The following is a 25,833-nucleotide window of genomic DNA, read 5'->3' as shown; positions in this document are numbered from 1 at the left end:
GTGTCCGACACCCGGATCTCAACAAACAAAGACAACTATTCTTCTGAAAATGAACTATATGGCACGCGCAAAAAAGATACTGTATCTATGATAGTATGATAGTTGAAAAGCCATCCATCATGCCTACTATCATACCACACAAGCGTTGATATTCAAAAATACAAAAAGTAAACCATGATAGTATGACAGTTATTTTCGATTCTCTTCCGATTTTTGAATGATTTCCGGTGTATTTTACACCAATCCGGGATTACGTGCAACAATTCCTGTCCTGCATGCATCTATATAATAGTAACAACTTTAATGCTATGCTTATGAAAACGATTTTACTATCCATGATTCTATTTACCTTTTGTCTTCTTTCTTGTACAAATGAGGATGACAGAAATTTCGGGAAAGATACTCCGCGCTATGATATTCCTCTTTCGACCAAGTCGGGCGAGATCAATACGCAGGTACAAAAGTTCTCCTTCGATCTCTATCGGGAGGTTGCCAAGACTGAAAAAGAAGAGAACTTTTGTCTCTCCCCTCTGAGTGCCAGCCTCTGTCTGGGTATGATCATGAACGGTGCGGACGGCGATACCTATGCGGAAATGCAGAAAACCCTCGGATTCGAAGGTTTCACCAATCAACAGATCAACGAGTATGTACAGATGATGCAAACCGAACTTCCCAAGCTGGACGGTCGGACGATCTTCACGAATGCTAACAGCCTTTGGATAAGAAACGGCTACACGCTGCTTCCCGAATTTATCCAAACCAACAAGACCTACTACGATGCGGAAGTCTGCAACGAGCCTTTCGACAACAGCACGCTGGAAAAGATCAACAGTTGGTGCAACAAGAAAACGAACGGGCTGATACCGGAGATCATCAACGGGATACCCGACGATATAATCAGTTACCTCATCAACGCCATCTACTTCAAAGGCATCTGGACGAACGAGTTCAAAAAGTCCGACACCAAAGACGAACCGTTCTACATGGCAAACGGGCAGACCATACAGGTTCCGACCATGAAACAGACACAAAGCAACAACTTCTTTGCCGACGAGGAAATCATGGCTGTCGAGTTGCCTTATGGAAACGGAGCATTCAGCATGTTTCTCTTTATACCGGCTGACCCGGATAAAAAGAGTATAGACGATATAATTAAGGGGCTGGATCAGGAGACATGGCAGAAATGGAATGAACAATTACATACAAGCACAATGACGATCCATCTTCCACGTTTTCTGATCAAGACAGAAAAGGACTTAATCGAGACCCTAAATAGCCTCGGTATCAAAGATGCTTTCAATGATTATTCTGCCAACTTCACAAAGATGTCCATTACAAAGGGACTCTACATCGGGCTTCTTAAACAGAAAACCTATATCGAGCTAAACGAATCCGGTACGGAAGCGGCCGCCGTTACAATAGGAGGAATGACATCAGAGAGTGCATTCCCTTCCCAACCTACCGAAATCCGCTTCGACCACCCCTTCGGCTATGTACTGAAAGAAAAAAGTACGGGTGCGATCCTTTTTGCAGGCAAAGTTGGGAAGCCGGAATGATTTTTCTTTTCTATATTTGTGAGGAATATAGAACAACTGCCTTATGAAAAAGAAATTAGTCGTACTGACCGGCGCCGGGATGAGTGCCGAGAGTGGTATTTCGACTTTCCGCGACTCGGACGGGCTGTGGGAGAAATACCGGGTGGAAGATGTGGCAACCCCGGAAGGCTTTGCTGCCGATCCGGAGCTGGTACTCAATTTTTACAACCAGCGACGCCGGGAGTTATTGAACACGAAACCCAACGCCGGGCATATCGGGCTTGCCGACCTGGAAAAAGAGTTCGACGTCCATATCATTACCCAGAACATCGACAACCTGCACGAGCGGGCGGGAAGCAGCCATGTGGTTCATCTGCACGGCGAGCTGATGAAAGCCTGTTCCGTGCGCGACTTGAATACGACTTATGATATTTCGCCCGAAGACCCCGACCTGCATATCGGGGACAAAGACCCTCACGGGGCACAACTCCGCCCCTTCATCGTCTGGTTCGGCGAGGCGGTCCCGATGATCGACCCGGCGATCCGCTTGGTGGAAGACTGTGACATCTTCGTGGTGATCGGGACTTCGCTCAACGTGTATCCGGCAGCCGGACTGCTGAACTACGTGCGTCGCGGCCAGCCGATCTACCTCATCGACCCGAAAGAGGTGAAAGCCTATCGCAACGATATCCGTTTCATCCGGAAAGGGGCATCGGAAGGGGTAAAAGAATTGAAGGAATTATTACTGCAAAATCATTAATACGTTCTTAAAATCACTTACATAATAGAAACACTTCGGGGCATTTCTATTACTTTTGCAAAGTAAACACATAGAATAAGTATTATTGAGAATGGAGCATAATCCGACGAAGATTCCTTCGCCCTTACTTTCCCTGGTTCCCATACTTGTTTTGGTAACCCTCTTGTTTGTGACAATACGCACATTCGGCAGTGATGCCCTCAGCGGCGGCAGCCAGATCGTGCTGCTTACCGCCACAGCCGTCTGCTGCCTGATCGCCATGACCTACAGCAAAGTACGCTGGAAGGCGTTGGAGTTGGCGATGATCAACAATATCACCGGTGTCGCGACAGCTCTGATCATCCTGCTGATCATCGGGGCGTTGTCCGGCAGCTGGATGATCAGCGGTGTCGTCCCTACCCTGATTTATTACGGGATGCAGATCATTCATCCCAGTTTCTTCCTGGCATCGACCTGCATCATCTGTGCGGTCGTCTCGGTCATGACGGGAAGTTCATGGACCACCATCGCCACGATCGGGATCGCCCTCTTAGGTATCGGACAGGCACAAGGCTTCTCCGACGGATGGATCGCCGGGGCGATCATTTCGGGCGCCTATTTCGGGGACAAGATATCCCCGCTTTCCGACACGACGATCCTTGCCTCATCGGTAACAGACACGCCTCTGTTCAAGCATATCCGGTATATGATGATCACGACGGTCCCCTCATTGCTGATCACGCTCGTCATCTTCACAGTAGCCGGGCTTTCGCACGAGGCGACGGCGACGGACCAGATCGAACAGTGCTCGATCGCCCTGGACAACACATTCCATATCACGCCGTGGCTGCTGATCGTTCCGGTCGTCACCGGCATCCTGATTGCCAAAAGGGTTCCGTCGATCATCACGCTGTTCATCTCGGCGGCGTTGGCAGGCGTGTTCGCGCTGATCTTCCAGCCACACCTGTTGCAAGAGATTTCCGGTTTACCGGTGGAAAATATCCAATCCGATTTCAAAGGCCTGCTCATGACATTCTACGGCAGCACGGGCATAGAGACCGGCAATCCGGAACTGAACAGCTTAGTCGCCACGCGAGGGATGTCGGGCATGATGAACACGATCTGGCTGATCCTCTGCGCCATGTGCTTCGGCGGTGCGATGGCGGCAAGCGGGATGTTAGGCAGCATCACCTCCGTTTTCCTGCGCTTTATGAAGCGGACGGTCGGGATGGTCGCATCGACGGTGGCATCGGGCCTGTTCCTCAACATCTGCACGGCCGACCAGTATATTTCCATCATCCTGACCGGAAATATGTTCAAGGATATTTATGAAAAGAAAGGATATGAAAGCCGCCTGCTGAGCCGCACGGTAGAAGACTCGGTCACCGTCACTTCCGTGCTGATCCCGTGGAACACCTGCGGTATGACACAGGCTACGATCCTCGGAGTGGCGACATTCACCTACCTCCCCTATTGTTTCTTTAATCTAATCAGCCCGTTGATGAGCATCACGATTGCCGCGATCGGGTTCAAAATAAAAAGGAAAAATGAAAAAGCTGAAAGTGTCGTTGCTGGCTAAGGTTGTCATTGCCATCGCAGCCGGTGTTGTGTTCGGGCAGTTCCTGCCCGGCGGGATCGCCCGCATCTTTGTTACGTTTAATTCTTTGTTCGGCAACTTCCTGTCGTTCTCGATCCCGCTTATTATCTTAGGGTTGGTGACGCCGGCTATCGGTGATCTGGGCAAAGGGGCCGGCAGGTTGCTGGCATTGACCGCACTGATCGCGTATGGTTCGACTATCTTTTCCGGTTTCTTCACCTATTTCAGCAGTTCGGCGATCTTCCCGCACATCCTTCCGGTCAACGCTGAGTTGACGGCGATGGAGAACCCCGAAGACTTCATGTTGCAGCCCTATTTCACAGTTGCCATGCCGCCTTTGATGGATGTGATGACGGCGTTGCTGCTTTCGTTCACCATCGGGCTCGGCCTGTCCTACATAAACGGGGGGACTTTGAGGGAAGCCTTTTCCGACTTCCAGAAAATCATCGTCAAACTGATCGAGGCGGTTATCATCCCTTTGTTGCCGCTCCATATCTTCGGTATCTTCCTGAACATGACGGTGAGCGGGCAGGTCATGAGTGTGATCACCATGTTCCTGAAAGTGATAATCGTGATATTTGTCCTGCATGTGTTGCTGCTTCTCATCCAGTTTACCATCGCCGGCAGTGTGAGCGGAAAGAACCCGCTACGGTTGCTGAAGAATATGCTTCCGGCTTATGCCACCGCGTTGGGGACGCAGTCCTCAGCCGCCACCATCCCTGTGACATTGGCACAGGCGGTCAAGAACGGGGTGCGGGAAAACATCGCGATCTTCGTCGTCCCTCTCTGCGCCACCATCCATCTGTCGGGCAGCACGATGAAGATCACGGCTTGCGCGATGGCGATCATGTACATGTCGGGCGAGCCTGTCACTTTCACCGCCCTTGCCGGGTTTATCATGATGCTGGGCGTCACGATGGTCGCTGCTCCGGGTGTACCGGGCGGGGCTATTATGGCCGCGCTGGGGTTGCTGCAAAGCATGTTAGGGTTCAACGAGACCTTGCAGGCATTGATGATCGCCCTCTATATCGCGATGGATAGCTTCGGGACCGCCTGCAATGTGACGGGCGACGGGGCGATTGCGGTCGTGGTGGACAAGATCGCCGGCAAGCAGAAGGCCGGGACGATTCAGTCGTCGATATGATATTTCGCCCTCGGGTCGTTACCCCGCCATCCTCTCCTCCATTCGATAGGCTGGCGGCCGGCCAAACGGCGAAACCAACGGGCGAAACCGTTGACAGCGGGGAAGTTCATCCACGTGCCGATCTCACTACTGCTCATTTTCGTCTTTTCCAGCAATTCTTTGGCCATGAGTACCAAATAACGATCACGCCACACCTCGAAATTCATCCCTGTCATCACCCGGTAGAAGCCATTCAGGTCGCGCAACGGGATGCCAAGCCGGGCGGCATAGAAATCGCAGGTCTGGTGGCGATGGCGATGCAGCAAGTCGACAGCGGCATCGATCACCTCGTTGCCCGACAGATAACGGCCAGGGCGTTCCGGAGCGACTTTGCCGCGCCATAAATCTTCTTCAGACGGTTTATAACTACGAAGTACACTCAGATACAAGTCTTCAGGGAGAATCTTCTTGAACATATCAAAAGAATTTAAGGTAAATAATGGAACAATAGCTCGCCAACAGACGCAGATGCGCTACTATTCATATAAACAAGTGCCTTTATGTACAAAGAGGAACTATCTACCATCCCAATAGCTCTTTTTCGTACACAAGTAATCTATCATAAACAAATTCCAGCGCATTTACATCCACATACGAGCTATCGAGCGGCCCGCCAGCCCTAAATTGCCCATCCGTTAGAGTTCGCATAGCCTTTCGACTCCTTTTTCCCGCATCATTGTAGCTGCGATATGCGCACAGGCATAAGCATCGGCCATAGCATGGTGGTGATAGGTCAGATCGTACCCGCAATGGGCGGCGACGGTCTGCAACTGGTGGTTGACGAGGAAAGGATACATCCGCCTGGACAGGCGGCAGGTGCAATAGAACTGGTATTTGGGATAGGCGAGGTCATAGGCTTCATGGGCAGCCCGCAGGCAACCTTCGTCGAAGGGGCTGTTATGAGCGACCAACGGGATATCCCGTAATTTACCGGCAATCCCGGCCCATGCTTCCTCAAAGTCCGGCGAATCGATCGTGTCCTGCATGGTTATGCCGTGAACGGCAGTGGTAAACCGGGTGTAGAAGTTCGGATACGGACGGACCAGCGTGTAAATAGAGTCGACCACCTTATTGTCTTCAATAATCGCAATCCCGATACTGCATATACTGCTTCGTTTCCCATTGGCTGTCTCAAAGTCGATTGCGGCAAAACGTTCCATATTCTAATTGAAAGTTGAATATTAATTGATTTTATAAATGCTGGTTTGTCTGTTACTTTTGGCTTGATCTTTTGCCGTCTGCTTCAGCAGACGGATAGATGATTGCTCCGGCTTTGCCGGTTCCTCTGTGGGTTTTAACCCCTTTAAATACAATAGATCGAAGGGGTTGAAGCCCACAGAGGAGGAGGCTTTGCCTCCAGACCTTTTAAACCGTCTGCTGAAGCAGACGGCAAAAGAGAGGCAGTTTAAGCCTTGGCTTTCCGGTTACTTTGGGGCCAAGCCAAAAGTAAATTATTTAGAGAAATCTCTCGGTGCAGGCACTCCCGGAAGCGGTTTACGGTTCCGGAGTTCTTTCATCACCTCCTGGATGGCGCGGTCGAGCTGTTGGTCTTCGCCGTTCCATTCTTTGACAGGATCGTTATCGATCAGGATATCGGGATCGACACCATGATTTTCGATAATCCAGCTACCTGTCTTCGGATCATAGCTGGTGAAGAAAGGCACGCGGATGTCCGTTCCGTCCATATAAGGCAACGAGCCGCTGATACCGACGATACCGCCCCATGTACGCGTTCCGATCAGTTTGCCTAATCCCAGCGCGCGGAAGCCCCACGGGAAGAGGTCGCCATCGGATGCCGAATACTTATTAATCAAGCATACTTTCGGACCGACCTGCACGGCATCGGGAACAGTTCCGATACGGGCGGAACCGCGACGCATCGTCAGGCGGTACGGTTCGCGGGAGAGGCGTTCGAGGATCATCGGCGAAACATTGCCGCCGCCATTGGCACGGTCGTCGATAATCAGACCTTCTTTATCGAGCTGCGGATAGAAATAGCGGGAGAATTCGTTCAGTCCTTCCGGTCCCATATCCGGGATATAGATATAGCCGATCTTGCCGTTCGACGCTTTGTCGACTTTCTTGATATTATCCTGCACCCAGTTATAGTGATACAGGGAATATTCCTCTTCCAGCGGACTGATCACGATCTTGCGCGCCCCCGCCAACTGCGGTTTGCTGTTCAGCGAAATCTCCGTCGGGACATCCGCCTTGCCGACCAACAACGAATACATATCTTTCACACTGTTTGTCGGCACACCGTCGATCGCCACGATAAACTCGCCAGCCTTCGCCTCAATGCCCGGCTCCGTCAGCGGAGAACGCAACGACTTGCTCCAGGAAGCGCCCGGCAGAATCTTTTCCAGACGGAAGAAACCGCTCTTGTCACGGGAGATCTCGGCTCCTAACAGCCCCGTTTTAATCCGGCCGGGACGTTCCGTCTCACCCGGATTCACATACGCATGGCCACAATTCAGCTCGCCGATCATCTCGCCGATGATGTAGTTCAAGTCCAGACGAGTCTTGGCATACGGGACGAGCACCTCGTATTTTGCCTTGATCGCATTCCAATCCACCCCGTGCATATTCGCCAGGTAGAAACCGTCGCGGTAAGCCCGCCATGCTTCATCGAAAATCTGCGCCCATTCCTTCGGGTAATCGACCGTGATCTTCATGTTCGACAGGTTCACCGGATCGCTCAGGTCTGCTTTTCCCGAAGGGATATCCGTCACATAAATATCATCGCCCTTAAAGAAGAACGCTTTCTTGCTGCCGGCTTCGACACCCATCTGGGCGCCATCGGCAACCACATCCTCTTTCTGCTTTTTCAGATCGTACACTTTCGTGCCGCCGCGTCCCCAGTAATAAACTTTATTCCCATCCGAGTAGAAGTTGCCATAATAGGAAGGGCTCACCGGCAGTTTGACGATGCGGTCCGTAATACCGTCGAAGTCGATCTTGACAACCGGAGCGGCAGCTTCTTCTTTCCCAGTCTCCTCCTTCTTTGCCGGAGCGTTTTTCTTCGCTTCATCTTTGGCCACGGCAACCTCCGCGTCCTTTTCCATAAAAGGAGAAGGAGTGTCTTTGGAAAGCAGTGCGAGATAAACCCCGTACATATTATTATAGACATGGTTCCATTCCAGCGATCCGTAGGTCGGATTGAAATCGCGGGCGGATGCAAAGACCAGATATTTGCCATCCGTGCTGAAGACCGGGGAAGAGGAGTTATACCATTTATCCGTAACCGGATATTCTTTCTTGCCGGCAAGATTGTAAACATAAACAATGCTGTACTCGTTATCCCCGGTACGGGTATAAGTCAGCCATTGGTTATCCGGCGAGAAGGTCACGCCACGCGGTTCGCCCATCGGGTCCTGCAACAAGGTTGTCACCTCTTTGGAAGCGACATCCAGCAGGTTCAGGCGGTTCTTGCGGTCTGTATAAACGATCTTTTTAGAATCCGGACTCCATTCGAATCCGCGGATATAGGTGTCGTTATTCTTAGTCAGCCGGACAGGTTCGCCGCCAGTGGCATCCTGCATATAGAGTTCCGTCTCTCCGGTTGCATCCGAAATATAGACAATGAATCTGCCGTCGGGCGACCATTGCGCATCGCGGTCATGCGCTCCCGGCGAACGGGTGATGTTCTTTGTCACCCCCTTCTCCACCGGCAGGTTGAACACTTCGCCACGGGCAGTCACCACTAAGCGTTCACCGTCGGGCGACAGGCTGGCTTCGGTAATATAGCCGGCTCCGTCCTTGATTTCGCTACGGGCATAGATATTGTCGGAAGCCAGGGTGATGTTTACCTTTTCCGGCTTCTTGCTCCCTGCATCCATCTTATAGATATAGCCGCCGTTCTCGAAGACGATCATATTACCGTTTGCGCTTGGGAACTTCACGTCGTATTCGGTAAAGTCGGTGACCTTGTCCGTCTGTTTGGTCTTCGTATTATAAACGAAGATATTCATTGTCCGGTCGCGGTCGGAAAGAAAGAAGATTTCGTCGCCGATCCACATCGGGATAATGTCCTGGGCGGGATTGTCCGTAATGTTTTCGACTGTCTTCTTGTCTGAATTGTAGATCCAGACATCGTCCGCCATCCCTCCTTTGTAGTATTTCCAGGTACGGAACTCACGCATGACGCGGTTATAAGCCAACTGTTTGCCATCAGGGGAATAGCTGCAGAACCCGCCTTCGGGAAGCGGAATGGCTTCGGACAAGCCTCCCTCCTTATCCACCGTGAACAGCTTCCCGCTGAAGCCGTCGCTGATGCGGTTGCGGTACACGATCCGGTTGCCGTCAGGCGTCCAGGTCATCACGATGTTGTTCGGCCCCATGCGATCGCCCAGGTCATCCCGGCTGTTCGTTGCCGTATAGGTCACACGCAGCGGTTCCCCGCCCGCCACCGGCATGGTATACACTTCGGTATTACCATCGTATTGCCCGGTGAATGCAATCGTTTTGCCGTCCGGTGAAAAACGGGGAAACATTTCGTATCCCACATGCGAAGTCAGACGCCCGGCTTCGCCACCCGTAGCCGGAACCTTGTAGAGGTCGCCCGCATACGAGAAAACAATCTCATTGCCGTTCGTAGCCGGGAAACGCAACAGACGCGCTTCGTCCGCCGCCGTCAACAGTGAAGGGGCGCCAGCCAGAACCAATAAAGAAAAGATAAGTTTCTTCTTCATACCTATTATCGTTTAGTCTACCGACAAAGGTAAAAAAAGTAAAGCTCAAAGTATATTCCTGCGCAGATATTCCTTTATTTTCCACCATAATAATTGCCGTTTCGCGACAAAAAGAGACCAGCCGGACAACATCCTCCCCGTTTTCTTATAAAATTCAAGATTGCAAACCGATATGCACTGCCGGTCCATACTCGAAGCGGAAAACAAACAGAAGCGACCGTCCCTCAACAGAATGCCCAAAGTGTCCTTCCCCCGGACAAAACCGACGATATCCGTAAAATTAATAATGCCTACTGATGAAAAAGAAAACGAAGACTCCTTGAACTCCACATGATGCAGGACAACATAAGGCCGCAATTGCCAAAAGAGTTCAGTAATATTGACAGGATCAAGTTTTTCCAAAAGAGATAGCAACCATTGCTCCTGAAGATTTGAGATAGATAAAGGTAATTCCATATTTGCTTAAATTCGACCTGAAAAAATCCCATATATCCAACAATTCCCAAATTGGATGGTTATTATAAAGAAACGTGGGAATTAACAACATACACTCGATTAAGGACCTCGAATAACCTATAACTAGTTGTATGCGATAATTACCCACGTTTTTTATCTTGAATACGCAAGTGCATAAACACCCACCTTGCATGACAAGAAAAAACGCGAACAAAATTCACATACTATCCACTAGTTATTCAGAAATTTCGAGGTTTCAATCAAGAGATAATATATAAACTTTCGTGTTCACCACCAAAGTCGTACCGGCGATAACGCTTTATCGGGCTTACTGTACGCGACAAAGATAAACAGAAGATTCAAAAAACCGATATTCCTCCTTCCTTTTTTCAAGGTTCTTTAGAAAAAACACAGAAAAAGCCGGCTACGAACGGAATATCATCTATTCCATCGTAGCCGGCCACTTTTTAACTAATACCTACTTACTATATCGTTTAACCTCCGAATATAGAGATTAATAATAACCTTCATTCTGTTCTTCGCTGAGTTCGCCGACAGGGTTCAAACGGTCGATGTGTTTCTGCGGGATAGGACGAAGTTTGTGATACGGTTTGATGTAGATTGCATCCGGATTGTATTTCTTCACCCAGTCGTACAGCAGTTCACAGCGTACCAGGTCTTCCCAACGGTTGGTTTCTCCCAGCAATTCACGTCCGCGTTCGTTCAGGATAAATTCGATAAAATCGCCTTGCAGGTCGGCGGGGGAGACTTTCAGTGCGTCATACGTGCTCTGCGTATCGTTCACTCCACCTTCGAAAAGCCAGATCTGCTGGTCTTTCTGTTCACCTTCGGACCAGGCGGCACGCTTGCGGATCACATTGATATACCCGGCAGCCTTGTCGAAATCCCCTTTACGGCCGGCAGCTTCCGCAGCCAACAGATACGTTTCACCCAAACGCATACGTACCCATTCGCGAGAGCCCTTTTCTTCGGATACGGAAGGACGGTTCGGGTCGAGATATTTCACCAGTGACGGGAAATAACGGATCGAGTGCATTTCGCGGGGGAAATAAGAATACGTATAGTTGGCACGGAACTTACGCATATCATTGCTGTTCGATTCGTATCCGGTCTTTTCCATCGTATAATAAATAGCTGTATCGCCATGCTGGAATTTCAGCTGGCCGGTAACCTGTCCTTTTGAAGGATCCGGATTGAAGTAGACAGTTCCATCATAAGACAGAGATTCCCAGGCGGGTAACGTATTTACGTTATTGGCATAATATACCCACTTGAAACTCTTGTAGAAACGTGAGTCGTGCAGGCGGTCGTACAGATCATCCATCGTCTTCTTGGTAGCCACATGGCGGCGGTACGGGCGGCCGTTGGCAATGTCGCGCAACATACCCGGCTGGTCTTCATACCAGGAGAGCCAATAGAGGTGCTGCCTGTTACCATCACCGTTAAACATCGGCTCGGTCGTGAACTGGACGGCAAACACGACTTCGGAATTTCCCTGGTTACTGATATCCCACAGGGAAGAGAAGTTTTCCTGAAGGGCAAAAGCACCACTGTTGATCACTTTCTCGGCATAGTACAACGTACTGTCTATATCGGTCGCTTTCTGCCCACGAGGATCGCTGACGGCGCTACCGCGAGTCAGATATACTTTGGACAACAGATGAGCAGCCGAATAGCAGGTAGCGCGGCCTTTGGTCGCAACCTTTTCAGGCAGATTTTCCACTGCATTGCGCAAATCGCTTATAATCAGACTATAGATATCGGCCACCGGAGCGCGTTTGAAGCTCGTACGGATGTCAAAACTACCTTCGGTAACCAGAGGAATGCGTCCGAATTGCTGTACCAGGTCGAAATAGAGGTAAGCACGGATAAACTGCATTTCCGCATAGCTCTGCGCTTTTACATTCTCAAGCAAATCCTGTGAATCCAGGATCTTCTGCATGGCGATATTGGCATCGCTGATTCCCTTGTAGTGGTTTTGCCACATCTCATACAAAATACCGTCGTCCGGGTTCAACTGCGTTGCATATTTATTGTAGGACTCGCGGTTATTGCCATCTTCACCTTCCGTAAACAGGTCTGTACCCAATTCGGTCAATACATCGAAACGTTCGCCGCCGACTCCCCAGCGGAGGAAACCGTAAGCCGCCGTAATGGCTGCATTTACCCCGGCTTCCGTTTCATAATAATCGTACGACATCACCGGAGCGTCGTCTTCGCTTAACCAGCTGCTGCAACCTGATGTAGAAAGCGTCAGGCCAGCCAGCATATAGTAATATATAGATTTCATTTTCATTCTTTATTTATAAGATTAAAATTACAAAGTCAAGTTTATACCAAAAATCCAGGAGCTGACACTCGGAGTACCGAAACCGCTACCGTCCGTTTTAGGATTACCGGCATCGTCCACTTTAGCAGCTTCCGGATCGATACCCGTGTAATTGGTAAAAATAAACGGGTTCTGCGCGGTAAAGTAAACACGCATTTTCTCAACCAGGAATTTCTTGGTCAGATTCTTCGGCAACGTATATCCCATCGTCATTGTCTTTACACGCAGGAAGTCCGCCTTTTCATAATAAGTGGATGTAATGTAGATCGGACGCTCTTCGTCGATACTCGGACGAGGATAAGCGTTCGTCGGGTTGTTCGGTGTCCAGTAGTCCACTTTCACACCTCCGTTACGTCCGCAATGTTCCACCGCATAAATATCGTTGTACAGCATAGCACCGAAACTTGCATACAAAAAGACCGACAGGTCGAAACCTTTATAATTGAAGGTGTTCACCATACTGGCAATCAGTTTCGGACGCGGGTTACCCAGAATCTGCTTATCGGCATCCGTAATCTTATAGTCGCCGTTCACATCCTGTATCTTGATATCGCCCGGAGCGAAGTCCGTGCCGTTGGCGGCGAATTTCGCCATCTCGGCAAGATCGGATTCAGAGTTCTGCCAGATCCCTACTTTCCGGTAGTCATAGTGGACATTCACCGGCTGGCCGATAAACCATTTGCTACCGATATCGTCGTTCTTGCCATTATACAATTCAACGATTTCTTCCTTGTTCGAAGACAACATCAAATCAGTTGTCCACTGGAAGTCTTTCGTATTGATGTTCATAGAGTTGATAGAAACTTCTATACCTTTATTGCGTGTCTTGCCCACATTCGAAAGCACGTCCGGGAAACCGGAAACAACCGGCAACTGGCGTTTCAGCAACAGATCATGCGTGTTCTGCATATACAAGTCGATCGTACCGTTGATACGTCCTCTCAAAACTCCGAAATCGATACCCAAGTTCCACTGGTCCGTCGTTTCCCAAGTCAACAGGCTGTTCGCCATCGCGTTCGGAGCATACCCGATCGTTCCGGACGCACCGTTATCGAACGGGTAGCGGATCAATGACAAAGTACCTTTTGTCTGGTAAGGGTCTACAGCCGAGTTACCGGTCTTACCGAAACCGAGTCTCAGTTTCAGGTTATCCAACCATCCGGATGTACTCGACATGAAAGATTCTTCATTGATGCGCCATGCCAATGCGGCAGAAGGGAAAAGCACCCATTTGTGTCCGTCGGCCAAACGGGAAGAACCGTCGTAACGGGCTGAAACCGTCAACAGGTAACGTCCCAAATAGTTATAATTGATACGTCCCATGAAGGAAGCCATATTCCATTTGACCATCGAGCTGCCGATCGTGTTGGTCACCAATCCCGATCCCAGATCATAATACATCAGGTTATCCGCCGGCAGGTTCTCCATTGCGACATTCACGTTTTCCTTTTTATCTTCCTGGATGGACTGCAACAGAGTCACGCCCAATGTGTGTTTGTCGTTGAACGTCTTATCGTAGAAAAGCATGTTTTCCAGGGTAAACATCGTGTACTTGTCTACGGCATTTCTTGCGTATGAAGTACCCATACCGCGGTTGCTCGTTTTTGCGGATCTGAACTCGTAATCCTGTACCGTGCGGGCGTCGACACCTAAATTGGAACGGAATTTCAAGCCGTCGACCGGTAGTTTGATATCCAAAGAATAGCTACCTAAGTAACGGGTAGTCTTCAACGGACGGTCCACAGCCCCCGGAACAAGATCCATCATCGTATTATATACATTATAAGAACCCGGCAACGGAATAATCTCGCCGTTTTCATCCCACAACTGTGCCAACGGGCTTAAGCGCCAGCCACCGGCAAGTCCGGCTCCGCGTTGCTGGATGGCATGCGAGTATTGTGTCTGCGCCCCGATCTTCACATATTTGTTGATCTCGTGGTTCAGGTTCAAACGGATCGAATAGCGTTCGTAATCTTCATCTTTGAAGATACCGTTATTCTTATTGTAGGTAGCAGAAGCCAGGAAATTCGTCCGTTCGCCACCTCCGCGGATACTCAATTGGTGGTCAGTCACCATACCGGTGCGGGTCACATGATCCATATAGCGGGTCGTACGCACACGAGACGGATAGTAAACGCCATCGTCACCCCAACCCATCATGACCGATTCCATGATCGACGGGTCGCGTGTGAATCCCGGACAGACCATATCCTGGTCCCTTGAAGCCACATCCGAGTTGTAGCGGATCGAATTATTGCTCGTATTGCGATAAGACTCGCGCGTATATTCGGCATATTCCGGACCGTCCCAGAAGTCAAGCTGGTTCAGGATTGTCTGTGCTCCGACATATCCGTTATAATCGATCTGCGTCTTGCCTGATTTACCTTGCTTGGTGGTGATCAGGATAACACCGTTCGCACCACGGGCACCATAGATAGCCGTTGCCGACGCGTCTTTCAACACTTCCATAGATTCGATATCCGACGGGCTGATTTCGCCGATACCTCCTGTAACGGGAACACCGTCGATCACATACAACGGATCGTTGCTTGCCGTGATCGAACGTTTACCACGGATCATCACGCTCGGAGTCGAACCCGGCGACCAGTTGGAGTTGGAAACGACAACACCCGGAATACGTCCCTGCAATGCTTCCGATGCCGTGGAAGTCGGAACAGCCGAAATCTTGGATGCGTTTACGGAAGCGACCGATCCGGTCAAGTCTCTTTTCTTCACCGTACCATAACCGACCACGATTACTTCATCCAAACCTTGCGCATCCTCTTTCATCAGGATGTCAAACGTATTCTTGTTGTCGACCTTTACTTCCATCGGCAAAAAACCGATATAGGATATTTCCAACATTTCCCCCGGAGCCGCCTCCAAAGAGAAGTTACCATCCATGTCCGAGATGGTCCCGTTGGTCGTTCCCTTGACTACGATATTCGCCCCGGCTACCGGAAAGCCTGTCTCGTCGGTAATCACACCGGATATTTTCTTGGCTTTTTGCTGTTTCACGGGAGCCTGCGCTTCGGCTTTGACGATGACGATCGTCTTGTTGCTCACCTTGTAGGAAAGGCCGTGCTTTTCGAGTACCTGGGACAGGATATCCTTTAACGGGCGATTGGAAGCGGAAACGACCACATCAGGATTCTCGCTCAGGATGATATCCCGGTAAACGACTGAAAAAGAAGACTGCGCCTCCAGATTCTTAAAAAACTCTTTCAATGTGACATTCTGCAAATTCATTGACATTGTTTGCGAAATGTCCTGTGCGTACATGGTTGTACACAAAAACAGGAGTGCTGCACTCCGAAATACTTTCTTCATGACTATGATAAATAGACTTAAGTTAGAATTAAACAATTGATTTTTAAAAACACTTTTTCTTAGATTTCACCTTTTCATCTCATAAGCTTATTTTATTTTTAATTGATTAGACTTATTAATCGTTACATTGTTTCCTGTGATCTCATAATTAAACCCGTACTGGTATTTCAGAGCCTCCATGACATACGGGAGTTGTTCGTCCTTGAATGAACCGGAAATCAGGTCGTTCGCAATCTCCGGGCAGAGCAGGTCGATATGCACTCCATACCATCTTTCGATCTTATGGAACACCGAGCCTAACTTTTCCGATTCGAATACCAGATGATTTTGCGTCCAAGCTGTTTCTTTTACATTGTCTGTATTGTGAAAACTGATTTTCCCGTTATTTTTCGAATAGATCGCTTTCTGAGACGGCTTCAGGATAAAACTTTCAGAAGGCGACTTAGAGTCGTAGAGGCGCACGGAACCTTCAATCAAGGAAGTCTCTACAAAGTCGTTATCCTCATACGAATAGACATTGAAGCAAGTCCCTAACACTTCGATATTCAGGTTACCGACCTGCACGACAAACGGATGTTTCTCATCTTTGGAAACCCGGAAGTAGCCTTCGCCCTTCAAACGGGCGACACGCTTGCCATTGACATAGGCATAAGACAAAGAACTTTCCGAATTCAATTTGACAGAGCTCTTATCCGGCAATGTCAACTGCACTTTATCCCCTGCCGGAACTTCCGCCAAGAAAGAAATGTTCTCATTTTGCAATTCATGCAAAAGAGAAAAGTTCCACGCCGTAACGGACAAGACGGCAATCACAGCCACCGCCGCCACGACACGGGACCAGCGAATGGACGTTTTAGGAGGGTTTATCTGCAAACGGAGTCTCCGATGAATTTCCCGCTTACGACCGGCTTCCATTGGCGGATAAACAGTATTCTCATTCCAAAACGATTCCATCCTTTCGGATAGTTCCTGATCCGAAAGATGATTCAAGGACTTCTTGAAGTCCCCGAAATCTTCCTGATTGGTCTTTCCGCTTAAGAATTGAGAATATAATTTATTAAATAAATCGGTCATAATTTGTCGATTGTTTATAGTTACACGAAGAAGTACCTAAAAAGTACCAGGCGTTCTCATATGTTCTAAAGCATATTTCCTGTTTCATGCTGAGGAAACTTTTGTTTCATGCTGAGGAAACTTTTGTTTCATGCCGGTGAAAATAAATTTTCCCCTGCATGAAAATTTATTTTCACCGGCATGGAATAACTGAAAAAATTCAGGGAATCACTTGAGAAGCAGAGAGTGTTTTCCGATTTTCCTATATGAGAAGGGTAAAAAGAAAATTATATTTCCGGAGTTCCTCACGCAGAATCTTTAACGCGGCGGACAAATGATTCTTTACCGTCTGCTCGGAAATATCCGAAAGGGTAGCTATTTCGGCATTGCTCATTCCCTCCTCACGGCTCATTTCAAAGATGTTCCGCTGTGCGGGAGTCAGTTTTTGCTTGGCGATCGCTAACTTGTCGACAAAGTCATCGTAATATATTTTTTCAACGGAAGTGTTATCCAACAAGTTCTCGTCTTCACAAAAGCGAATGTAATCTTCAAAATCCGGACGGTTGATCTGTTGGCGGAAAACGTCGATCACATGGTTCTTGGCAATCGTGAACAACATGGATTTGAAGGAACCCTCGACAGACAAGGAGGCACGCATGTTCCACAGCTTGAGAAACGTCTCCTGCACGATATCTTCAGCCTGGACAACGGACTTCGTATGCAGCAAGGCGAAACCGTACAAAGAATCCGCGTACATATTATATAATGTATCGAACGCTTCATATGAGCCTCGTTTAAGTTTTTCTATAGTATCGCTATGTATCGATATTTCCCGCATATTCACCCTCACTTTGAGTTCGTAAAGATAGAAATAAACTACTAAACGGCTACTATTAAGTTTATTTCTATCTTTTTTTATAATAATGCCGTATCTTTATGCCCATAAAAACGCGAAGCATGAAATCATTATTCATCCTGACTTCAGCACTGCTATTTACGACAAACGTGCTGGCCGAAAACGATCCGCTATGGATGCGCTATCCGGCAATCTCACCGAACGGGGAGACGATCGCTTTTACCTACAAAGGCGATATCTACACTGTTCCGGCAAACGGTGGCAAAGCTACCCAGTTAACAACCCATCCGGCTCATGACACACGCCCGGTCTGGTCGCCCGACGGCAGCAAGATCGCGTTCACATCAGACCGTAACGGTAATTTCGACATCTTTGTGATGGACAAGGAAGGAGGCAGCCCGAAGCAGCTGACCACCCACTCCGCAAACGAATATCCGGAAACGTTCAGCGATGCGAAACATCTCCTCTACTCGGCTGCGATCCAGCAGGATGCGAAAGACAGCCAGTTCCCGTCCGGACAATTCCCGCAGATCTATGAGGCCAGTCTCGACGGAGGCCGCCCGGTTCTCTATTCTTCTCTGGCTATGGAATGCTTGGCATTGAATAAACAAGGCGACAAATTGTTGTATCAGGACAAGAAAGGCTATGAGGACCCCTGGCGCAAACACCACCAGTCATCCATCACGCGCGACATCTGGCTGTGCACGCTCGGTCCGGAACGTACTTTCCAAAAGATCACTTCCTTCAAGGGAGAAGACCGCAACCCGGTATGGACGGCGGACGGTTCTTCCTTCTACTACCTGAGCGAGGAAAAAGGAAGTTTCAATATATTCAAGAACGACCTGACGGGCAAGAACAGCCGGCAGGTAACCAACCACACGACTCACCCCGTCCGCTTCCTGACTTCCGATAACAGCGGCAACCTCTGTTACGGGTATGACGGCGGGATCTATACGGTCAAAGAAGGCGCGCAGCCTAAGAAAGTGGATGTCCGGATCATTTCGGACAAGGTGGAAAACGACCTGATCCACCAGCTTAAGACAAGCGGGGCTACCGATATCGCTGTTTCTCCAAATGGAAAGGAAGTCGCCTTTATCGTGCGCGGCGATGTGTATGTGACCTCGGTCGATTATGAAACGACCAAGCAGATCACCAACACGCCGCAGCAGGAACGCGACCTCGATTTCAGCCCTGACGGACGCTCATTGGTTTACTCTGCCGAACGGGGCGAAACCTGGGGAGTTTATCAGAGCAGCTTGGTACGCAAGGATGACAAATATTTCACCTATGCACAGGAATTGAAGGAAGAGCCGTTAGTAGTAACCTCGCAGACCTCTTTCCAGCCGATGTATTCGCCGGACGGAAAAGAAGTCGCTTTCCTGGAAAACCGTACGACGCTGCGCGTGATCGACTTGAAGAGCAAACAGGTTCGCACGGTCTTAGATGGCAAATATAACTATTCGTATGCCGATGGTGACCAGTATTACCAATGGTCGCCCGACAGCAAATGGTTCTTAGCCAAATATATCGCTATCGGAGGATGGAACAATACGGACATCGTACTGGTTAAAGCGGACGGCAGCGGTGAAATGACCAACCTGACCGAAAGCGGCTATTCCGACAACAATGCCAAATGGGTGCTGGATGGAAAGGCGATGATCTGGTCGTCCGACCGTGCCGGCTACCGCAGTCATGGCAGCTGGGGAGCGGAAGATGATATTTACATCATGTTCTTCGATGGCGAAGCCTATGATAAGTTCCGCCTCACCAAAGAGGAACAAGCATTGTTGGACGATGAAAAAGAGGACAAAGACAAAGATAAGGACGACAAGGATAGCAAGAAAAACAAGGATAAGGATAAAGACAGCGACAAGAAGAAGGACGAAAAAGACGACAAACCGGTCGAACCGCTTAAATTCGACTTGGCAAACCGCAAAGACCGCATCATGCGCCTGACCGTCAACTCGTCATTCTTAGGCGATGCCGTCCTGACTCCGAAGGGCGACAAGCTGTACTATTGCGCCGCATTCGAAGACGGTTACGACCTGTGGGAACACAACTTCAAGGAGAACACCACCAAACTGTTGATCAAAGGCGTTGGCGGCGGAACGATGTTCCCCGACAAGAAAGGCGAAAACATCTTCCTCGTTTCGAGAGGCCAGTTGAAGAAGATCGAGATCAAGGACAGCAAAACGAAACCGATCGCATTCAAAGCCGAATTTTCGTATCGTCCGGCGAAAGAGCGCGAATATATCTTCCACCACACCTGGCGCCAGGTATTGGACAAGTTCTATGATCCGAAAATACACGGCATCGACTGGGCGGGATATGAAAAGGCATACGAAAAGTTCCTCCCGCATATCAACAACAATTACGATTTCGCAGAAATGCTTTCTGAAATGTTGGGCGAACTGAACGGTTCACATACCGGCGCACGCTACCGCTCCGCTTCTTCCGCTCCGGCAACTGCCAGCTTGGGCGCTTTCTATGACAACAGCTATACGGGCGACGGATTGAAGATCGAAGAGATCATTGCCAAAGGTCCGTTGACAAAAGCCGACACCAAGATCAAACCGGGCTGCATCATCGAAAAGATAGACGGCACGGGCATCAAAGGTGGTGAAGATTATTATCCGTTATTAAACGGCAAGGCCGGCAAAAAGGTGTTGCTGTCCGTTTACAACCCGGCAACCAAAGAGCGTTTCGAAGAGCAGGTGAAACCGATTACCTACGGCGCACAGTCCGATTTGCTTTACAAGCGTTGGGTCGAACAGAAGCGCCAGATGGTCGACAAGCTGTCGAACGGAAAGATCGGATATGTACATGTCAAGGGCATGAACAGCGAAAGTTTCCGCGATACCTATTCCGAACTGTTAGGCCGTTGCCGCGAGAAGGAGGCCGTGATTGTCGATACACGCCATAACGGTGGCGGTTGGCTGCACGAGGACCTGGCAATCTTGCTGAGCGGCGAGTTGTATGCCAAATTCACTCCGCGCGGACAGTTCATCGGTAACGATCCGTTCAACAGATGGCTGAAACCGTCCTGCGTGCTGATGTGCGAAGACAACTATTCGAACGCCCACGGTTTCCCCTGGACGTATAAGACGTTGAAAATCGGCAAACTGATCGGTGCTCCCGTACCGGGCACGATGACTGCCGTATGGTGGGAATCCCAGATCGACCCGTCGATTGTCTTCGGCATCCCGCAAGTCGGCATGCAAGACATGCAAGGACGCTACCTTGAAAACCAGCAACTCGAACCGGACATCGAAGTCTACAACTCCCCCGAATCACAGCTAAAAGGCGAAGACCATCAGCTGGAAGAGGCAGTAAAGGAGATGTTGAAAGAGGTAAGTAAGAAATAATTATACGGAAGGAGGTGTCTTCTGCGTGCTTTTTAGCATCCTGACGCACCTCCTTCTTTGAACAGTATCGACTCGTCCTCCACCGACCCGATCCCCGCAAACTGTCCAAGATAGGTGTCAACTTTAGCAAGGAGACCCGGAATATTGAGAAGTGGGTGGTGGAATAAAACAAACCTAAAACGAGCAGAAGAACGACACGAAGAATGGAACCGTAAAATCTACTATAATCCCATGAAAAATTGAAATGAAAACAAGGTCTTTGCCCGAATAGCGAGTGATGATCGGCAAAGTCGTATCCATAGTCGTGGCGCCTCCGGCACAGATAGGAGACAATCTGCCGAAATATTTGACAAATAGAGGCGCACCGAGAAGAGCCATAATCTCGCGCATGATATTTGCCATCAAAGCGATCGTCCCTAATTCAGTGGCGAGCTGGACACCCAAAGAAGGCTCCTTCAACTGGGTAATCAGGATAGACGAAAGAGAGTAATAAGCAAAACCGCTCCCTACCGCCAGGCAGTCAAAAACACTCCACTCGGTAAGCAACAGGCTGACCAATGCTGAAAAGACCAGCGTCCCGGCAATCGTGGCAAAAGGGACCAAAAGCAGTTTCGGGCGGATACTGCCGAGAATCTCCTTTAGCTTCTTATCACTGCCGATACTAAGCCCGACCTGAAACATCAGCAGGTATAAGACATATACCGTAATGTCGTTTTCAATGACGACATCGGGCAACCAACCGCTCCATCCCAACAGGCAACCGAGCGCAAAGAATCCTACAACAATCAGGCTTCCTTTCATCCGTGGCTCCTTTCTTTAAAAAACAGGTGGTAGACTCCCCAGCCGGCCAGCACGCTCCCCGCCGTACCAGCTAAGGCAATCAGAAAAGCCTGGCCGCCTAACGTGGCAAGGTTATCGACAATTTCCTTATTCGCACCCACGGATATTCCCAAGAGGAAAAGAAGCAAAAGGATCGTGTAAGAAATAGGTTTGCCGATCTTTTGCAAAAGTTCGATTTTGCGCAAAAGATAGCCTGCGGCAATACCCGCGAACATAATACCAATGACAGTGAACATAGATAAAAAACAGATTATCGAGCTTGGACAACTTTAACTATTTTAGTGAATGTTACAGGGATCACCATACCCTCCGAATTTGCTTTCCCGGTCAGTTTATTCTTGTCTTCCTGTTTGAAGGTCAATGAGACGTAGCTTCCGTCCACATCGAAATTACACTTATATGTATCGTTTTCCTTCTTGATTTCATTAACGGTCATTTCCGTACCGCTGATCGTGAAAACGGCAGACAGTTTTTCACCGGTTTTCTTGATCTGGCAGGTTCCTTCCTGATAGCCGTAAGGAGCATCAGGGGCAGAGTAGTTCCACAAACCGACAACCATGCCGGGAGTAAATTTCTGCGCACAAAGTGATAAACACATCATCATACAAAAAAGCGTTGCAAATACTTTTCCCATATTCGTCTTCATAATAAAATAGGATTAAATTAGACTTAGCGCTTCAAAGATAAGCATTATCAAATATAAATGAAGCAGTCAGGATAAGAATAAATAGAATAACGGACAAAAAAGCGGGAGCGGCTAAGGCGGAAAAGAACAGATGTTGCCGTTTCTTCCTGCGGGTAAGGGCAATGTTTATTGTCGGACTCGCGACCTAACGGGGAGAGGTTGCAATTTTCACGGAGTTTTTTTCGAAGAGAAGTAGGATATACGCGTATATTGTTCTTTTTCATTATATTTGTAAAGTCAAAAATAATAATTTATTCGTTTTGGAGATAAAACACAGATAATATAACATGAAGAAAACAATCTTATTCCTTCAGGCTGCGGCGTTCGGGCTTTTGGCAGCTTGTAGCCAACCATCCGGCGAAGAACAACTACGCGATGAGATCCAGTATGTGAACCCATTTATCGGAACGGGGTTTCACGGGCATACCTTTCCCGGAGCTACCCGTCCGTTTGCTCTTGTACAGGTCAGCCCCGATACGCATATCATGGGCTGGGATGCCAGTAGCGGATATCATTATGATGATAACCAGATATATGCTTTCAGCCATACGCACCTGTCGGGTACGGGTATCGGCGACTTGGGAGATGTGGCGATCCTGCCTTTCTCCGGTGGCGACTCGATAAAACCGGTAGCGACCTTCAAAAAGGAGACAGAGAAGGCGACGCCGGGATATTATGCGGTGCGTCTCGACAATTTCGGAATTAATGTGGAGCTAACCAGTACGGATCGTGTCGGATTCCATAAATACACGTACGATAATCCGAAGGACCGCCGTGTCCTTCTCGATCTCGGCCATGTACTGCAACCGAACTGGGGGCATAAGTTGGTGGGGAACGAATATCTTTTTGTAAACGATTCGACTGTGGAAGGAACTGTCAAGACGCAAGGATGGGCACATTTCCATTCCGTCTCTTACCGCATCACATTCTCGGAACCGATCGAAACGCTATACCAGTATATCGACGGGAATTTGCGAAAGGATTCGCTCTTCTTGCGTCTCAACACGCCGGACGACCTGAAATTCCATTATAAATTTGCGGAGAGCAACAAACCGCTGTATGTGAAAGTGGCTATCTCCCCGGTCGATACCGACGGAGCGGAAAAGAACATGCTGGCTGAACTGCCGGGATGGGATTTCGAGGCTACACGAGCCGAATCTGCACATATCTGGAACAAGGCTTTAAACGATATCCAGATTGAAAGTTCCGATCCGAAAGTGATGGTAAACTTCTACACGGCCCTCTACCACACGATGATCGCACCTTATGCTTATCAGGATGTGGACGGACGTTACTTAGGTATGGACAAGAAGGTGCACCGGGCGGAACCGGGTTATGTGAACTATTCCGTCTTCTCGCTCTGGGACACTTTCCGCGCCCTGCATCCGTTGATGACGATCATCCAACCGGAACGGGCTGCCGACTGGGGGAAAGTGCTTGTGCAAGGGTATAAAGAAGGGGGAATCCTGCCGAAATGGCCGTTGGCTTCCAGCTATACAGGTTGCATGGTAGGCTATCCGGCTGTTTCCGTGCTGGCAGACTTAGCGACTAAAGACCTGGCGGAAGGCGACCTGAATGTTTGGGCCGAAGCAGGAGCCCGATCTTCTGTCTACCGGGACGATCTGGCTGAGAAGTTCAAAGGAACGCGTGAACTGGATTTGATCACCCGTCATCCTTATTATAAGGAAAAGTACGGCTTTGTTCCGGCCGACTCGGTTCCCGAATCTGTTTCCTGGGGATTGGAAATGGCCTACTATGACTGGTGTATCTCCCAGATCGCCGCTAAAGCGGGCAATACGGAACTGGCTAAAGAGTATGCGGCAAAGGCCGAATATTACAAGCGCTATTTAGACCCGGAAACCAAGATGATGCGCGGGGTGATGGGTGACGGTTCTTTCCGCACACCGTTCAACCCTCGTTATTCTTCCCATATGAAGAGCGATTATACCGAAGGAAATGCTTTTCAGTGGAGTTTCTTTGTACCGCATGATATGGACAACTTCATCGCGACGATCGGCGGTAAGAAGGAACTGGAAACACGTCTGGACACGTTGTTCACTACCTCTTCCCAAGTTGACGGCGAAGAAGCCTCCGGTGATATCACTGGCCTGATCGGCCAATATGCGCACGGCAATGAGCCAAGCCATCACATGGCTTATCTCTATAACTGGACGGATGCTCCCTGGAAAGGGCAGGAACGCCTGGATCAGATCATGCAGAATTTCTACACCAACGAGCCGGACGGCATCATCGGGAATGAGGACTGCGGACAGATGTCTGCCTGGTATGTAATGAGCGCGTTAGGTTTCTATCAAGTCGCTCCGGGCATTCCGGTCTATACATTGGGCCGCCCGATGATCGACAAAGCGCTTATTCATGTAAAAGGCGGCATATTCGAAATCCTGGTAAAAAACAACAGTGCAGCCAACAAATACATCAAAGAAGTTAAACTGAACGGAAAGACCCTCGACACCCCGTTTATCAGCCACAACGATATCATAAAAGGCGGCAAGCTGGAGTTTATCATGACCGATCAACCGATAAAGTAAATTCATGTAAAGAAACATAAAAACAAAGGGCGAATCAGTACACTGGTTCGCCCTTTGTTTTATATTTGTCCCTAAACAATTAAATTAAAAAGTTATGCTACTTACAACAACCAACACGATTGAAGGAAAAGAAATTACCCAGTACTTCGGAATCGTATCCGGTGAAACGATCATCGGAGCAAATGTATTCAAAGACTTCTTCGCAGGCATCCGGGATATTGTCGGAGGACGGGCAGGTTCCTACGAAAGCGTATTACGCGAAGCAAAAGAAACCGCCTTGAAAGAAATGAGCGACCATGCGGCACAGATGGGGGCAAACGCTGTAATCGCCGTAGATCTGGACTACGAGACTGTCGGAGGAAGTGGAAGCATGCTGATGGTTACTGCCGCAGGAACTGCTGTACGCTACCGATAATCCCGAAAATGAAATATACGAAAAAAGCCGACTCAAAACTGAATCGGCTTTCTTCTCGAGCTTTCGCTCTCTCTAAAACGGCGGCTATCTACTCTCCCACTTTTACGCAGTACCATCGACGTGGTTGGGCTTAACTTCTCTGTTCGGAATGGGAAGAGGTGGATCCCCAACGCTATAACCACCTTAATT

Annotated in this window: 18 protein-coding genes and 1 rRNA gene; 7 read left to right on the top strand and 12 right to left on the bottom strand. The window is 49.0% G+C overall.

Features of this window, described 5'->3' with window-relative positions:
- Nucleotides 1-314: 314 nt before the first annotated feature.
- The 4 genes from H8S65_RS14965 to H8S65_RS14950 all read left to right on the top strand — a co-directional run bounded on the left by H8S65_RS14965 (nt 315) and on the right by H8S65_RS14950 (nt 5,015).
- Nucleotides 315-1,556 carry a serpin family protein gene (locus tag H8S65_RS14965; RefSeq protein WP_186930708.1) on the top strand — a complete coding sequence of 414 codons (1,242 nt, stop codon included), beginning with the start codon at nt 315-317 and terminating at the stop codon, nt 1,554-1,556.
- 43 nt (nt 1,557-1,599) lie between these two features.
- Entirely contained in the window at nt 1,600-2,295 is a 696-nt protein-coding gene (locus tag H8S65_RS14960; RefSeq protein ID WP_186930707.1) for an SIR2 family NAD-dependent protein deacylase, read from the top strand.
- Between the two features lie 91 nt (nt 2,296-2,386).
- Nucleotides 2,387-3,853, top strand: coding sequence for a Na+/H+ antiporter NhaC (gene nhaC / locus H8S65_RS14955; protein WP_186930706.1), 1,467 nt, complete (start codon nt 2,387-2,389; stop codon nt 3,851-3,853).
- On the top strand, nt 3,822-5,015 hold the full coding sequence (locus H8S65_RS14950) for a dicarboxylate/amino acid:cation symporter (protein WP_186930705.1): 1,194 nt from the start codon (nt 3,822-3,824) through the stop codon (nt 5,013-5,015). Before nhaC ends, H8S65_RS14950 begins: the two co-directional genes overlap by 32 nt.
- Here the strand turns inward: H8S65_RS14950 and H8S65_RS14945 are convergent.
- The 8 genes from H8S65_RS14945 to H8S65_RS14910 form a co-directional block, all read right to left on the bottom strand.
- Nucleotides 5,000-5,470 (bottom strand): helix-turn-helix domain-containing protein, encoded by a 471-nt coding sequence (locus H8S65_RS14945; RefSeq protein WP_186930704.1) that lies wholly within the window; start codon nt 5,468-5,470, stop codon nt 5,000-5,002. The two genes, H8S65_RS14950 and H8S65_RS14945, sit on opposite strands and share 16 nt — an antisense overlap.
- 219 nt (nt 5,471-5,689) lie before the next feature.
- Nucleotides 5,690-6,214, bottom strand: coding sequence for a 3'-5' exonuclease (locus H8S65_RS14940; protein WP_186930703.1), 525 nt, complete (start codon nt 6,212-6,214; stop codon nt 5,690-5,692).
- A gap of 291 nt (nt 6,215-6,505) precedes the next feature.
- Nucleotides 6,506-9,745, bottom strand: coding sequence for a S41 family peptidase (locus tag H8S65_RS14935; RefSeq protein ID WP_186930702.1), 3,240 nt, complete (start codon nt 9,743-9,745; stop codon nt 6,506-6,508).
- A gap of 45 nt (nt 9,746-9,790) precedes the next feature.
- Nucleotides 9,791-10,201: a hypothetical protein gene (locus H8S65_RS14930; protein WP_186930701.1), complete on the bottom strand. Its 411-nt coding sequence runs from the start codon at nt 10,199-10,201 to the stop codon at nt 9,791-9,793.
- Nucleotides 10,202-10,715: 514 nt separating this feature from the next.
- Nucleotides 10,716-12,518 carry a RagB/SusD family nutrient uptake outer membrane protein gene (locus tag H8S65_RS14925; RefSeq protein WP_186930700.1) on the bottom strand — a complete coding sequence of 601 codons (1,803 nt, stop codon included), beginning with the start codon at nt 12,516-12,518 and terminating at the stop codon, nt 10,716-10,718.
- A 21-nt stretch (nt 12,519-12,539) separates the two neighbouring features.
- Nucleotides 12,540-15,881 (bottom strand): TonB-dependent receptor, encoded by a 3,342-nt coding sequence (locus H8S65_RS14920; protein ID WP_186930699.1) that lies wholly within the window; start codon nt 15,879-15,881, stop codon nt 12,540-12,542.
- An 87-nt stretch (nt 15,882-15,968) separates the two neighbouring features.
- Nucleotides 15,969-16,955, bottom strand: a complete 987-nt coding sequence (locus H8S65_RS14915) for a FecR family protein (protein ID WP_186930698.1) — start codon at nt 16,953-16,955, stop codon at nt 15,969-15,971.
- 241 nt (nt 16,956-17,196) lie between these two features.
- Nucleotides 17,197-17,772: an RNA polymerase sigma factor gene (locus H8S65_RS14910; RefSeq protein ID WP_186930697.1), complete on the bottom strand. Its 576-nt coding sequence runs from the start codon at nt 17,770-17,772 to the stop codon at nt 17,197-17,199.
- Nucleotides 17,773-17,891: 119 nt separating this feature from the next.
- Between H8S65_RS14910 and H8S65_RS14905 the strand changes: the two genes are divergently transcribed.
- On the top strand, nt 17,892-21,155 hold the full coding sequence (locus H8S65_RS14905; RefSeq protein WP_186930696.1) for a S41 family peptidase: 3,264 nt from the start codon (nt 17,892-17,894) through the stop codon (nt 21,153-21,155).
- A 174-nt stretch (nt 21,156-21,329) separates the two neighbouring features.
- Here H8S65_RS14905 and H8S65_RS14900 read toward each other — a convergent pair whose 3' ends face one another.
- The 3 genes from H8S65_RS14900 to H8S65_RS14890 are packed head-to-tail and all read right to left on the bottom strand — an operon-like array spanning nt 21,330 to nt 22,641.
- Nucleotides 21,330-21,956 carry a LysO family transporter gene (locus H8S65_RS14900; RefSeq protein ID WP_186930695.1) on the bottom strand — a complete coding sequence of 209 codons (627 nt, stop codon included), beginning with the start codon at nt 21,954-21,956 and terminating at the stop codon, nt 21,330-21,332.
- Complete coding sequence (locus tag H8S65_RS14895; RefSeq protein ID WP_186930694.1) at nt 21,953-22,231, bottom strand: LysO family transporter; 279 nt, start codon at nt 22,229-22,231, stop codon at nt 21,953-21,955. Before H8S65_RS14895 ends, H8S65_RS14900 begins: the two co-directional genes overlap by 4 nt.
- 14 nt (nt 22,232-22,245) lie before the next feature.
- Nucleotides 22,246-22,641 carry a hypothetical protein gene (locus H8S65_RS14890; protein ID WP_186930693.1) on the bottom strand — a complete coding sequence of 132 codons (396 nt, stop codon included), beginning with the start codon at nt 22,639-22,641 and terminating at the stop codon, nt 22,246-22,248.
- Between the two features lie 326 nt (nt 22,642-22,967).
- Between H8S65_RS14890 and H8S65_RS14885 the strand changes: the two genes are divergently transcribed.
- Both H8S65_RS14885 and H8S65_RS14880 read left to right on the top strand, forming a co-directional pair.
- Nucleotides 22,968-25,229: a GH92 family glycosyl hydrolase gene (locus H8S65_RS14885; protein WP_186930692.1), complete on the top strand. Its 2,262-nt coding sequence runs from the start codon at nt 22,968-22,970 to the stop codon at nt 25,227-25,229.
- A gap of 94 nt (nt 25,230-25,323) precedes the next feature.
- Nucleotides 25,324-25,644, top strand: a complete 321-nt coding sequence (locus H8S65_RS14880) for a heavy metal-binding domain-containing protein (protein ID WP_186930691.1) — start codon at nt 25,324-25,326, stop codon at nt 25,642-25,644.
- A 75-nt stretch (nt 25,645-25,719) separates the two neighbouring features.
- On the opposite strand, the gene rrf is transcribed toward H8S65_RS14880, so the two are convergent.
- Nucleotides 25,720-25,830, bottom strand: a 5S ribosomal RNA gene (gene rrf / locus H8S65_RS14875).
- Nucleotides 25,831-25,833 lie beyond the last annotated feature (3 nt).

This window comes from Parabacteroides hominis (assembly GCF_014287585.1).
Lineage (GTDB): Bacteria > Bacteroidota > Bacteroidia > Bacteroidales > Tannerellaceae > Parabacteroides > Parabacteroides hominis.
The sequence above is the reverse complement of the archived record's forward strand: the minus strand, read 5'-3'. Positions and strand labels throughout refer to the sequence as shown.